Below are 205 nucleotides of genomic sequence, written 5' to 3' on the forward strand. Positions count from 1 at the left end.
GAATCAATAAATTATTTTCTTTCAATATTTTAAATAACTGATCCCGTTCACACTTTAAACCACGCTGCAACAATTTGCCTTGAATAAGCCAATACAGGTTACGTGTTCCGATACTTGGCATGAGACAACGATATTCCATAACCAACTCAAGTATTTGTTCGGTTACTTGTGCAGTCATTTGAGCACGTTTTTCTGCTTGATAATA

At 35.1% G+C, this 205-nt stretch carries 1 pseudogene; it reads right to left on the reverse strand.

The window, feature by feature from the left end:
* Positions 1-205: pseudogene (locus ACG9ZB_RS17790) on the reverse strand (hypothetical protein); the annotation flags it as partial.

The organism is Acinetobacter johnsonii, from assembly GCF_048551975.1.
Classification (GTDB): domain Bacteria; phylum Pseudomonadota; class Gammaproteobacteria; order Pseudomonadales; family Moraxellaceae; genus Acinetobacter; species Acinetobacter johnsonii_A.